This is a genomic window from Pseudomonas lundensis, from assembly GCF_015377145.2.
In the GTDB taxonomy this organism is placed as follows: Bacteria; Pseudomonadota; Gammaproteobacteria; order Pseudomonadales; family Pseudomonadaceae; genus Aquipseudomonas; species Aquipseudomonas lundensis.
Genome location: NZ_CP062158.2, coordinates 2,668,758 through 2,681,612, shown reverse-complemented (window position 1 = coordinate 2,681,612; position 12,855 = coordinate 2,668,758). Strand labels below are relative to the sequence as shown.

The following is a 12,855-nucleotide window of genomic DNA, read 5'->3' as shown; positions in this document are numbered from 1 at the left end:
CTTATGAGCATCGACAGTGAATTTGTGCAGCGCGCTGACAGCGCTGTGTATGAAACCGATGAGCCGGTGTTGTACGCGGTGGTCGAGGGCGTGGCCAGTGTGACGCTGAACCGGCCGACGGTGAACAACGCGCAGAACTCGCAAATGACCTATGCACTGGACGATGCGTTCAGGCGTGCGGTCAACGATGACGCGGTCAAAGTCATCGTGCTGCGGGCCAATGGCAAGCACTTTTCGGCCGGGCACGACATCGGCACGCCGGGGCGCGACATCAACAAGCCGTTCGAGCGTGCCCACCTGTGGTGGGATCACACCAACAAGCCCGGCGGGGAGTATTTGTATGCCCGCGAGCAGGAGGTTTACCTGGGCATGTGTCGGCGCTGGCGCGAGGTGCCCAAACCGACCATCGCCATGGTGCAGGGCGCGTGTATTGCGGGTGGGCTGATGCTGGCCTGGGTGTGCGATTTGATCGTGGCCAGTGACGATGCTTTTTTCCAGGACCCAGTGGTGCGCATGGGGATTCCGGGGGTGGAGTATTTCGCTCATCCGTACGAACTCAACCCGCGCATTGCCAAGGAATTTCTGTTCACCGGAGACCGGATGAGCGCCGAGCGTGCTTATCAAATGGGCATGGTCAATCGTCTGTTCAGCCGAGAGGATCTGGAGGCCGGGACCTACGCGCTGGCCGCAGCCATCGCCCGGCAGCCGCGCATGGGGCTGGCCCTGACCAAGCAGGCGATCAACCACGTCGAAGACTTACAGGGCAAGCGCACGGCGATGGACGCGGTGTTCGCGTGGCATCACTTCGCCCATAGCCACAACGAACTGCTGTCCGGTGACAAACTGGGCGGTTTCGATGCCAAGGCCATGGCCGACGCCAACAAGGCTGCTGCGGGTGAACGCCGATGAGTGACTACCTGAGCACGGCATTGACCCAGGCGCTGGGCTGCCGTTATCCGATTGTGCAAACCGCCATGGGCTGGGTGGCGGACGCTCATCTGGTGATCGCCAGCACCCAGGCGGGAGCCTTTGGTTTTTTGGCCGGAGCGACGATCGCTGCCGATCAACTGGAGGGCGAAATCCAACGGGTGATCGAGGCCACGGGCGGTAGCAACTTCGGTCTTAACTTTCATATGTTTCAGGACAATGCGGCGCAGTGCGTGGACCTGGCCATTGAATACCGCCTGCGTGCGGTGAGTTATGGGCGCGGGCCCGACCGGCAGACCATTGACCGTTTCAAACGCGCCGGGGTGTTGTGCATTCCCACGGTGGGCGCACTCAAGCATGCGATCAAGGCCGTGGAACTGGGCGCTGACATGGTCACCGTGCAGGGCGGCGAGGGCGGCGGCCACACCGGCGGCGTACCCAGCACTATCTTGCTGCCACAGGTGCTGGATGCGGTGCAGGTGCCGGTGATTGCCGCGGGCGGCTATTCCACCGGGCGCGGCCTGGCCAGTGCGCTGGCGTGCGGTGCGGCGGGGGTTGCCATGGGCACGCGGTTTCTCATGACCCGTGAATCCCCCACGCCGGTGGCGACCCTGGAGCGTTACCTCAAGGTCAACGACCCGCAGCAGATTCGGGTCACCACTGCCGTGGACGGCATGCGTCACCGGATGATTGAAAATGCCTTTATCAACCGCCTGGAGCGTGCCACTGCGTTTGGCCGTTTGCGCATTGCGCTGGGCAGTGCCTGGCAATGGAAGCAACAGACCGGCATGAGCGTGCGGCACATGCTCGGGGTGTTTGCCCAGTCGGTCAAAGAAGACCCCGGCGCGCTGTCGCAAACCGTGATGGCCGCCAACCAGCCGGTGCTCTTACAGCGCTCGATGGTCGACGGCGTGCCGGATGAAGGCATATTGCCCAGCGGTCAGGTGGCGGCCGCGATTGGCGAGCTGAAAAGCTGCCAGCAGGTGATTGAGGAGATGGCGCAGGAGGCTGAGCGGTGTTTGCGGGCCGTCAGCACGCCGTATCCCCGTTAATCGAGGCTGACCCAGCGCTGCTCCTGTGCTGCGCGGCGGATGGCGGCGGCCAGGCGCTCCACTTGCCAGGCTTCTTCGAAATCCGGGCCGGGGACCGGCAGGCCGGCGCAGGCTTGAATCACGGCGTGGACTTCGAGGGTTTTCAGCTCGTTGTAACCCAGTTGATGCCCCGCCGCCGGGCTGAAGGCGGCATAGCCCGGCCAGTCGGGGCCGGACAGCCGGCGCTCGAAACCTGATTGCCCTTGCAAGCACACGTGCAGTTCGTTCAGGCGTTCCTGATCGAACCTGAGCGTGCCCAGGGTGCCGCTGATTTCGACGCTCAGGTGGTTTTTGTAACCGTGCTTGAGCCAACTGCTGCTGACGCTGCCGCGGGCGCCATTGCGAAAGCGCAACAACGCGTGGGTCTGGTCGTCCACGTGGATCGGTGTGTCCCGCGGGTCGGTATGACTGGCGGGTCGCAGCGGGTGGACAGTCTGGCTGTCGGCGCACACCGCCTCGACGTCGCCCATCAGGTAGCGGGCGAGGGCCAGCACGTGACTGCCCAGATCTGCCAACGCTCCCCCGGCATGTTCGGCTTCGCAGCGCCATGACCAGGGCAAGGCCGGGTCGGCCATGAAGTCTTCGCTGAACTCCCCTGCAAAGCTGATGAGCCGCCCTAGCTCGCCTCGCGCGATCATTTCGCGTGCCTGCACCAGCACCGGATTGTGCTGGTAGTTGTAGCCGACCCGCGTGACCACGCCTGCAGCCCGGGCGGCCTGACGCATGTCATCGGCCTGTTGCAGGCTGACGGCCAAGGGCTTCTCGCAGTACACGGCCTTGCCCGCCGCGATGGCGGCCATCGCCATGGGGAAATGCAAGTGGTTGGGGGTGGTGATGGCCACCAGGTCGACCTTGGGATCGCTGATTAACTGCTGCCAGTCGCTGTGGGCGCGTTCAAACCCCCAGGCCGAAGCGCACTGTTGCGCCCGTTCGGCGTCTGCATCGGCCACGGCAGCCAGGCGCAGGTGCACCGGCAGTTCGAATGCTGCGCTGACATTGCGGAACGCCAGCGCATGGGCGCGCCCCATAAAGCCGGTGCCGATCAGACCTATTCCCAGTGAACGCATGGCAACTTCCTTTGGGTGTTTTATTGTAAGGAAGTACCTTTATGGAATTAAATTTCCGAAAATGCAATCAGTGGAATTAAATTATCGGATTGTTCAGCACAAGAACCCACCGTCCACATTCAACGAAACGCCCGTGGTGTAGGTGGAGGCATCGCTGGCCAGGTACAGCACGGCGCCTGCCATTTCTTCAGGATTGGCCACGCGGTTGAGCGGGATCTGTTGCAAGACGCCCTTGAGAATCGCGTCGTTCTTGACCAGCGCCGAGGCGAATTTGGTGTCCGTCAGGCCGGGCAGCAAGGCGTTGCAACGAATGCCTAAAGGCGCGCATTCCTTGGCAAACACTTTGGTCATGTTGATGACCGCGGCTTTGGTCATCGAGTACACGCCCTGAAAGGCGCCCGGCGACACGCCATTGATGGAGGCGACATTGATGATGCTGCCGCCGCCGTGTTCGCGCATCAGTTTGCCGGCTTCGACCGACATGAAGAAATAGCCGCGAATGTTCACGTCGACGGTTTTCTGGAAGGCGCTCGGGTCGGTGTCCAGCACATGGCAAAACTGCGGATTGGTGGCCGCGTTGTTGACCAGAATGTCGAGGCGGCCGAAATCGTCACGGATGCGCGCGAAGGCCTGTTGTATCTGCTCCAGCTCACCGATGTGGCAGGCCATGGCGGTGGCGTTGCCCCCGGCGGCGATGATCGCGTCGGCCACGGGTTGACAGTTCTCCCGCGTGCGGCTGGAGACGATGACATGCGCCCCCTGGCGGGCCAGCAAGTGGGCAATGGCCTCACCGATACCGCGGCTGGCGCCGGACACGAAAGCGATTTTGCCATCGAGGTCAAACAAGTGAGTGCGGGTCATGCTGAATCCTTCGTGTTCGGGGGCTTAGAGGCTGGAGCGCTCGATGACCTTGAGGCTCATGTGCTCCAGCAAGGCGTTCATGTGGACGAACTGGGCGAAGCGTTTGTCCTGCGTTTGGCCGTGGTAGAAGCGGTAGTAGATCTGCTGGACGATGCCTGCCAGACGGAATAGCCCATAGGTGTAGTAGAAATCGTAGTTATCGATCTGAATCCCGGCGCGTTCTGCGTAGTAATCGACGAATTCGCGGCGGGTCAACATCCCCGGCGCATGGCTCGGTTGGCGCCGCATCCGCTGCACCTCCGGCGGGTCATTGGCCTCAATCCAGTAGGCGAGGGTGTTGCCCAGGTCCATCAGCGGGTCGCCGAGGGTGGTGAGCTCCCAGTCCAGTACGCCAATGATCTGCCTGGGGTTGTGCGGGTCGAGGATGACGTTGTCGAAGCGGTAATCGTTGTGAACGATGGCAGGCGTTGGGTGATCGGGCGGCAGGTGCGCATTGAGCCACGCCTTGACGGTTTCCCAGTGCGGCGCATCCGGGGTCAGCGCCTTTTCGTAACGGTCGCACCAGCCGCTGATCTGGCGTTGCACATAACCTTCAGGCTTGCCCAGGTCGGCCAGGCCGCACGCGGTGTAATCCACCTTGTGCAGCTCGACCAGGGTGTCGATAAAGCTGCGGCACAGGGCGCCGGTGTTGTCGGCCGTGAGGTTGAGTTCCGCGGGCAGTTCCGAGCGCAAGATGATCCCTTTGACCCGTTGCATGACATAGAACTCGCTGCCGATCAGCGACGTGTCGGTGCAATGGGCATAGGCCTTGGGGCAGTAGGGGAAGGCGTCCTTAAGGTGATTGAGAATGCGGTACTCACGGCCCATGTCATGGGCAGACTTGGCTTTATGGCCAAACGGTGGGCGGCGCAGCACCAGCTCGTGGCCGGGGTACTCGATCAGGTACGTGAGGTTGGATGCGCCACCGGGGAACTGGCTGATGCGGGGCTCACCGCCAAGCCCCGGGATGTGGGCCTTCAGGTACGGGTCAATCTGGCTGGCGTCGAGTTCTTCGCCAGAGCGGATACGGGTAGACGAGTCGGTGAGCGCCATGGCTATCTCTTCTGCTTATTTTTGAGGCCGGACAACATTCGCTAATCTAATGGGCCGCCCCGTCGACAACAAGCCGCGGGCGGCCTTAATAGACGCGGGTGTTAATGGCCGATCAGCGTGTCTGATAGCAAGGCGCCCAATGTGAAGCGCAAAAAAAAACCGAAGCTGCGTGGGCTTCGGTTTTTTTGTCGTGCGCGAAACTTAGCTTGGGAACAGTTCGCTCAGTTTCATCGCCAGCATCATGTCGCCTTCAGCGCGCAGTTTGCCGCCCATGAACGCTTGCATGCCGTCGGTTTCACCGCTGACGATGCCTTCCAGGGTTTCGCCGTCCATCACCAGAGTGACTTGTGCGTCCGGGTTTTCGCCTTCCTTCAGTTCGCAGGTGCTGTCTTTGACGATCAGCGAAAAGTTCTTGGTGTCATCAATGCGAAAGCCGAATACCAGGTCCAGGCCGGCAGCAGCGGCTGGGTTGAATTTGGCTTTCATTGCTTGAACGGCATCAGCTACAGACGTCATGGTTCGATCCTTTTGTGGTGGGGTACGGCGACCCGTGGGTCGCGGTTGCCGGCGCTCAACGATAGGTGATGAGTGACGGCGTCTTCAACAGTTGCAAATGCAGGTGACTGTTAAAGGAAGCCAGTGTGACCTCGCGGCCTTGAAACGAGAGGCGGCTGAGCGAGGTGTTCGCAATGTGCCAGGTGAGCTTGAAGGCTTCGCTGGCGGGAATTCGGGTCAACAGGTGGAGCAGGGCGGTGATGGTGCCGCCGGAGGTGAACACGGCGATGGTGTGCTGGCTGGCCTGGGCGTGATCCAGCAACCGGTTGAGCCCGCCTTGGACGCGTTCGACAAAGGCCAGCCAGCTTTCGAGTTCAGGGGTGTCCCAGGTGCCGCTGACCCAGCGCGCCACAATCAGGTCAAATATCCGCTGGAACTCGGCCGGGTCATGGGCTGCATGGGTCAAGGCGGCCACGGCATTGGGCTCATCTGGCAACAAACCGGGCAGCAGCGCGCTGAGCACGCCGAACGCATCGAATTCATTAAAGGCCGGATCAACTTCCAGTGCGGGGGTGGCGAGCCCGGCTACGCTAAATTGCTGCAGGGCGTGGCGGGCGGTGTCTTGCTGGCGGGAAAGATCGCCGGACAGGCAACGGTCAAAGCGCAGGCCGAGGTCCACCAGATGCTGACCGACGATTTGCGCCTGGCGCACACCCAGTGGCGACAGCACGTCGTAGTCCTCAGCGCCGAAAGAGGCTTGGCCATGTCTTATTAGATAGATGCTGCCCACGTCCGCTTTGCCCCGGTACGTTGAAAGTCTGGCGAGGTTAGGAGCAAGGCGGGGAGCTGTCAATGAAAAAACATACGCTTGTTTGAATTGCGCCCGGCACGTGTCGACGCAGCGTTTCACGGCTGGCAGCCGCCGATTGGCGCCGGTATGCTGAGCCCCATTACGCCACCCGGACGTCCGGGGTGGCCTCGTTTGAAGGAGTGTCTGTGGAATTTCTTGCCGATTACGCCAGTTTTTTGGCGAAAACAGTGACGATAGTGGTTGCGATCCTGGTGGTGCTGGTCACGCTGGCTGTCGTGCGCGGCAAAGGGCGTCGGCGTTCGACGGGGCAACTGCACGTCACCAAATTGAATGACTTTTACAAAGGTTTGCGCGAGCGTTTGCAACAGTCACTGTTGACCAAGGATCAGTTGAAGACCTTGCGCAAAGACAGCAGCAAGGCTGAAAAGAAGCTGAAGAAACAGCCTGATGAAAAGCCACGCGTGTTCGTCCTCGATTTCGATGGCGATATCAAGGCCTCTGCCACTGAAAGCCTGCGTCACGAGATCACCGCCTTGCTGACGCTGGCCACCCCGGCCGATGAAGTGGTACTGCGGCTGGAAAGCGGCGGCGGCATGGTACACAGCTATGGTCTGGCCTCGTCGCAGTTGGCGCGGATTCGTCAGGCGGGCATTCCGCTGACGGTGTGTATCGATAAAGTGGCCGCCAGTGGTGGCTATATGATGGCTTGCATTGGGGCCAAAATCATCAGCGCGCCTTTCGCCATCCTCGGTTCGATCGGTGTGGTCGCGCAGTTGCCTAACGTCAATCGACTGTTGAAAAAGCACGACATTGATTACGAAGTACTGACCGCTGGCGAGTACAAGCGCACGTTGACCGTGTTTGGCGAAAACACTGAAAAGGGGCGTGAGAAGTTTCAGCAGGATCTGGACATCACGCATCAACTGTTCAAGAACTTCGTCGCGCAATACCGCCCACAATTGGCCATCGATGAAGTTGCCACGGGCGAGGTATGGCTGGGGGTGGCGGCGGTTGAAAAACGGCTGGTGGATGAATTGAAAACCAGCGATGAGTATTTGTCGGAGCGTGCCAAGACTGCGCAGCTTTATCATCTGCACTTTGCTCAGCGTAAAAGCCTGCAAGAGCGTGTGGGGCTGGCCGCCAGTTCTTCCGTCGAGCGTGTGGTGGATTCGCTCTGGGCGCGTTTGACCCAGAACCGTTTCTGGTAACCCACCGTGGCCTGCCGTGCTTGTGGGTACAGCGGGCCATGTCAACCTCAGTGGTCGGCGCTGAGGCATCGGAGCGCGAGTGGGGGACCACTAACTATCTAACTCATTGCCGCAAAAGCCTGTGCTTAAGCTGAACGTCTTATTAAAAGACAGGCTTTGGTAATGGCAACGATCAATGGCTCTACCCCTTCCAATGCAGTCAGGCAGATGACGCAAACGTCAAAACGTCTGTTGCAGGCACCCGCCGAAAATAAATACGAAACCCTTGTCTCAACCTTGTTACCCGGCTGGTTCGTCAACGCGCCGGAGTCCGTTCGCCAGTCCTTGAAAAAGAGCTTGCAGCTCAGGCATGAGACGCAGCAGATAACATCCGGGATTCTGGCCGCCATCAAGCCCATCGAACAGTTCTGCGAACCCCTGCTGAAACTGGCGCTGTCGGTGTATGGGTGGCGTGATCTGGATGTAAAGACCCATGCGTTAAAACAAGTGCACCTGGTCAACAACTTACTGGTTTTTATCGCGCGCCATCAGGTCAAGTTGGTCGATACGGCTGCACGATCCTTAATGCCGGACGCACTGATTCCTGAGTCGCTGGAATTGAACCTGGTGTCCAGTATTTCGCACCACAGTCTGTTGCAGGCTGCGATGCAGAACTTTGATGTGTCGGAAACACGTGCCGGTGGCTTCGACCCGGGCTCTTATATCTACGGCATTGCCAGCAATAAGTCGGAGGTGATTAACCCCGATCTGACACCGGAGAAATTTGCACAAATCAGCCGTGATCTGAATTTGGGTTTTCAATACCAACTGCATCTGGATCAGCAGTTCAGGCCTGTAGAAAACCAATGGCCCATGACGGACCCTCGCTCCAAGGCTTTTAAAAACATGCAGGCCTTTAGTGACAATGCGCGCCATGAGTTTGCCTGTGCGTTGCATATGGAGTTCATGAAGGGCCTTGTGAGCCCCGGCATCTACACCCTCATTGAGCGTTTGCTGACGGCACAGCCCTCTGTTTTCACGACCGGGCCGGCCATGTGTGGAACCTTCCAGATACTCGATTTCGAGGTCACGGGGGTCATCATCGTGTTGCCGTTGCGCAAAGCCAGCAACGTCGTCCAGCCGTGCGTGGTGTATCTGCCCCAGGCGCCCGAACGTTGCTTCTACGAGTTTGAAACGTTTAATGCCTTCCAGATTCACTTGCGCGAATGGTTAAAAAACCCTGAATTTGCCGAGTACTTCATAAAACGCGTGCCGTTACGCCATCGTGCCGAGTTTGTGCGCCGTACGCATATCAGGCATGCCACGTGGGATTCGTTGTTGCTGCGACGCCCACCCATCATTTACGAACCGGCTTTATTTACCCACTCACACTACAACCTTAAAAGCGAAAACCCCTTTGAAGTGGCATGGCAGCAGCAACTGGCTCAAATCAAAGACGACGCCAGTGTATTGGTCGTGCCGACCGAAGACGAAGACCAGCGGGCGCGCGTCGAGCGTCAGGCCATGTATTTGAACATCGGGATCAGTTTGTTTGGGTTGGCACTGGGGTTTGTTCCGGTACTGGGTCAGGTGCTGTTGGCTGTCAGCGTCATTGAACTGGGGGAAGAAGTCTTTGCGGGCATTCAGGCGTGGGAAAGAGATGACACGTACACGGCGATCACTTACCTCTTCGATGTGGCCCAAAACGTGGCGTTACTGGCGGGAACAGCGGGGGTCGCCAAAGCCTTGCAGGCCCCTGCGCATGTAGATGCGATGGTGCCTGTCAGGATTGAACGGGGAGTCAGTAAGTTATGGAAACCTGACCTTGCCGGCTACGCAGTTAAAAAAATTTCCCTGGAGGGCATAAAAGCGGATGCGCGCGGTATTTACACGGTCAATGAACACACCTATATCAAGTTGGATGACCGGGTATATAGGGTTGCAACGGAGCCCGGCGCCGACAGTTTCTACTTGAAGCATCCTTCGGATGGGCGTGCGTATAAGGTCAAGTTACGTCATAACCATGAAGGCATCTGGACGCACGAACTGGACGATCCCTTGTATTGGGACCGCGCTCAATTATTCCGGCGCATGGGGGAGGACGCCCAAGCCTTATCGACCACCACGCTTGATAAGGTGATGACGATCTCGAATCTGTCTGATGCAACCTTAAGGCATGGGGTGCTTGAACAACTGCCAGCCCCCGCCTTGTGGGTGGACAGTCTGAAACGCGCCGCGCTGGTCGAGAAAATCGAGACCTTTGTCTCCAGAATGAAAAACGGCGCTGGCCGTCTGGCAGCGGACGCCGATCTTCAGTTGCGGCTGATTACCCAACTGCCGGGATGGCCAGCCGATCGGGTACTGCGCGTGGTCGAAAATGATGGCGTGCTATTTCGCGAGTATGGCAATGACCTGGTCTCCCGAATCCCGAGGGTGCAAGTGACCGAAGCGCAGATTGCACACAGGGACCTGCTGAAAGTGACCCTCGACTGTTTGTCCCAGACACAGGTCACCCAGTTACTGGGTCGTGAAATCGCTGGCCAACAGCAGCAGGTGCAGGCACTGGCACAACGCTTGGGGACGTTTGCGCAAGCGACCGAGAAAACATTGTTCTTGAGTCTGTATAACGAAACAGAGGCAACGTCCTCTATCGGTGCCCTGATACAACAACAGTTTTCCAGCTTGCCGGCTGCCGTGGTCGAGGAACTGGTAGAGCACCTGTCACCTGAGCAGGTGGCGTTGATCCAGAGCGAAGGACGGCTACCGCTCGTGGTGCTCGAAGAAGCGCGGCACTATGTTCAAACCGTGCGCATTAGCCGTGCCATTGAAGGGTTGCTGTTTGACGTGCTCAGTAGTGACGACAGCTTGAACGTGGCGCGCAAAATTCTGCCTTCTGTGCCGGGCTGGCCCAGGCATTTGCGCCTTGTTGTACGGGACAAAACCACCGGGCACGTGATTGAAACGTTTGGAAACCCGTTAGTCACCTCTGCGCGAGAGGTGTTCAAGAGCGGTGATCACTATGAGTATTTTGGGTTTGCCGAGGGGGAAACATACACGCATACGTCGCTGCTCAGGTGCATTTTTGAAACACTTTCAAAAGAAGAGCGCACGGGATTGATGCTGCCTGCCACTGATCCCTATGGCGCGTTCACCCTCAAGCTTGCGACGGTCGCGAACCGGTATCGTTCCCTCAGCGCACAAGCTTTGGGCTTACACACGATAAAGCCGTGGATCAAGTCGCCTTTACGACTGGCAGATGGCCGTCTGGGCTATCCGCTTGGCGGCCGCTCAGGGCGTTTACTGCCTCAAGAGCGGCCGCAATTGCTCAAAGATCAGTTGCTTGAGCTTTACCCCTCGATGAGCGAGGCGCAGGCCGGTCATTTTTTGTATCGCTTGAACCTCAATCCTGGCCAAATTACCCGCGCGCTGGTCAGTCTCAAGGGCGAGTTACAAAGCCTGCGCGTCGATCTCGACAGTTGGGTGGCGTCCGAGGTGTGGAGCGCGCCTCACAACGCGCCGCGATTCAAAGTGTCGACTCACGTCAAGAAGTCGATGCGCCGTGCCCTGATACAGGCTTGGCGGCGCCAGACGCCGCATAACCAGATAGGGGGCCACTTGGGCTACGAGCTGGATCTGGATGCCTGGCCCGTGGATTGCCTGCCTGAGCTATCTGCGGATTTTTCTCACATCAATGCCCTGAATGTGAGCCACTCACCCTCAGGCCACTTTCCGGCGTCATTTTTGGGCAAGTTCAAACAACTTCGCGCGTTGACCTTGAAGAACAGCGAATTGGTCGAGTTACCCGCTGCCATTGCAGACATGAGTGAGCTGACGGTGCTCAACCTTCAGGGCAACCACATCATGTTGAACGCGTCCGCCCATGAAACACTTGCCAGCCTGACCCGTTTAAAAGCCCTCAATCTGACCGGCAATGGCTTGGGCATGAGGTTGTCGGTCGGTCGGTTGTCCGACCTTGAACACTTGCAGCTGCGTTATACCGGCCTTGATCAATGGCCCGAAGGCATTGAAGGTCTTCAACACCTGCAAGTGGTTGATTTGCGCGATAACGCGATCAGCCATGTGCCTTCCGAGGTGCTGTCGCCAGCGCGCAATGCCGTCAACCGCGTGACGTTTTTACACGACAACCCTTTGAGCGCGGACTCTCTGCGCCGTCTCTATATTTATCGGCTGGAGCAACACATCAACTTCGGTATCTGGATCTCCCGCCAGCATGTGCCGTCCCCTCGGGGTATCCAGCGATGGGCGCAGCCGCCGAGCGATGAGCAGTTGGCGGTGTGGAATGCCTTATGGGCCGAAGACAATGGTCGTGATTTTTTTCGGATACTCGAGGATTTAAGCGCGTCCGCCCAGTTTTCCCGTAATTACGGGGATTTAAGTCAGCGCGTATGGTCATTGCTTAACGCTATGCACCAGAACATGGGGCTGCGTAGATGGTTGTTTGATATCAGCAGCCAACCCAGAACCTGCGTTGACGGCATTGCCATGGTGTTTGCTGATCTTGAACTGCAACTGCACATCTATTTGGCTGAGCACGGCCTTAACACCGAAGAACAATTGCTGGATTTAACCCGGGGTTTGTTCCGTATTGAGTCGCTTAATCAGCATGTGGACACGATCATTGCTCAGCGTATTGCTCAAATCAGTGCTCGACCGATTAGTGCCGTGCAACGTTTGCAGCAGTTGATTGATGAGGTCAGCCCTGACTTTGCCGACCAGCCCTTGAGTGAAATGTCGGCGCAAGAGTGTCAGGGCGTGGCGTATCGGCTGGGTACGCCAGAAGCGCTGCAATTGGCCGAGATACTGAGCCCGCGCTGGCTGCAAGATCGCATTGCGCAAATTGATCCGCTGGAAGTGCAAATGTATTACCAAGTACACCTGGCACAAGACCTGGACTTGCCCGCCCGGCCACGCAGCATGGTCTTCGAAAATGTGGCGAGTGTGACATCGGCCGAGCTGGAAGAGGCCAAGGCCTATGTCATGAATAAGGAGTCCCCTGAGACCTTGAAAGCCTCGCTCATCGCCCGCGATTACTGGCAAAACTTTCTCAGGCTTAAATATCAGGAAACGTTCTTTCGCTCGGACGATGCGCAAGATGAGCGGATGGCGGCGCTTTTCGCCGCGCGCGAGGGCATGTCCAGCAGCGACTACGTTACGCAGTCACAGGAAATCGTTGGGGAGAGGGAAAGCGCACGGCTGGCGTTGGTGAAGCGATTGACCGAACAGGAGATTGCTGAAAACCCGCGGTTAATGGCGGTGTTGCACCCCCCGGAGCGGTGAGGGTTTGACGCTGGCTTCCAGGCGTT

General features: G+C 58.5%; 9 protein-coding genes. 4 read left to right on the top strand and 5 right to left on the bottom strand.

All coding sequences use genetic code 11. The features are described 5' to 3' along the window. The first annotated feature begins 3 nt into the window (after window positions 1-3). Both IF654_RS12450 and IF654_RS12445 read left to right on the top strand, forming a co-directional pair. Complete coding sequence (locus tag IF654_RS12450; protein ID WP_047274410.1) at window positions 4-909, top strand: enoyl-CoA hydratase; 906 nt, start codon at window positions 4-6, stop codon at window positions 907-909. Further along, window positions 906-1,979 (top strand): NAD(P)H-dependent flavin oxidoreductase, encoded by a 1,074-nt coding sequence (locus IF654_RS12445; RefSeq protein WP_047282659.1) that lies wholly within the window; start codon window positions 906-908, stop codon window positions 1,977-1,979. The genes IF654_RS12450 and IF654_RS12445 overlap by 4 nt, the downstream gene beginning before the upstream one ends. Here the strand turns inward: IF654_RS12445 and IF654_RS12440 are convergent. The 5 genes from IF654_RS12440 to IF654_RS12420 all read right to left on the bottom strand — a co-directional run bounded on the left by IF654_RS12440 (window position 1,976) and on the right by IF654_RS12420 (window position 6,323). Then, on the bottom strand, window positions 1,976-3,085 hold the full coding sequence (locus IF654_RS12440) for a Gfo/Idh/MocA family protein (RefSeq protein WP_094987665.1): 1,110 nt from the start codon (window positions 3,083-3,085) through the stop codon (window positions 1,976-1,978). The genes IF654_RS12445 and IF654_RS12440 overlap by 4 nt on opposite strands. 93 nt (window positions 3,086-3,178) lie before the next feature. Further along, a complete protein-coding gene (locus IF654_RS12435) occupies window positions 3,179-3,946 on the bottom strand; it encodes an SDR family oxidoreductase (RefSeq protein ID WP_194862401.1) in 768 nt (255 codons plus the stop codon). A gap of 24 nt (window positions 3,947-3,970) precedes the next feature. Beyond that, the gene (locus IF654_RS12430) at window positions 3,971-5,038 is read right to left on the bottom strand and encodes a phosphotransferase family protein (RefSeq protein ID WP_169838025.1); all 1,068 of its coding nucleotides are present in this window, start codon (window positions 5,036-5,038) and stop codon (window positions 3,971-3,973) included. Window positions 5,039-5,239: 201 nt separating this feature from the next. Then, window positions 5,240-5,554 carry an SCP2 sterol-binding domain-containing protein gene (locus IF654_RS12425; RefSeq protein WP_047274420.1) on the bottom strand — a complete coding sequence of 105 codons (315 nt, stop codon included), beginning with the start codon at window positions 5,552-5,554 and terminating at the stop codon, window positions 5,240-5,242. A 55-nt stretch (window positions 5,555-5,609) separates the two neighbouring features. After that, a complete protein-coding gene (locus IF654_RS12420) occupies window positions 5,610-6,323 on the bottom strand; it encodes a histidine phosphatase family protein (RefSeq protein WP_047276621.1) in 714 nt (237 codons plus the stop codon). Window positions 6,324-6,529: 206 nt separating this feature from the next. On the opposite strand from IF654_RS12420, the gene sohB reads away from it, so the two are divergent. Further along, window positions 6,530-7,552 (top strand): protease SohB, encoded by a 1,023-nt coding sequence (gene sohB / locus IF654_RS12415; RefSeq protein WP_047274424.1) that lies wholly within the window; start codon window positions 6,530-6,532, stop codon window positions 7,550-7,552. Between the two features lie 207 nt (window positions 7,553-7,759). Beyond that, complete coding sequence (locus tag IF654_RS12410; RefSeq protein ID WP_230683699.1) at window positions 7,760-12,829, top strand: NEL-type E3 ubiquitin ligase domain-containing protein; 5,070 nt, start codon at window positions 7,760-7,762, stop codon at window positions 12,827-12,829. Window positions 12,830-12,855: the final 26 nt, after the last annotated feature.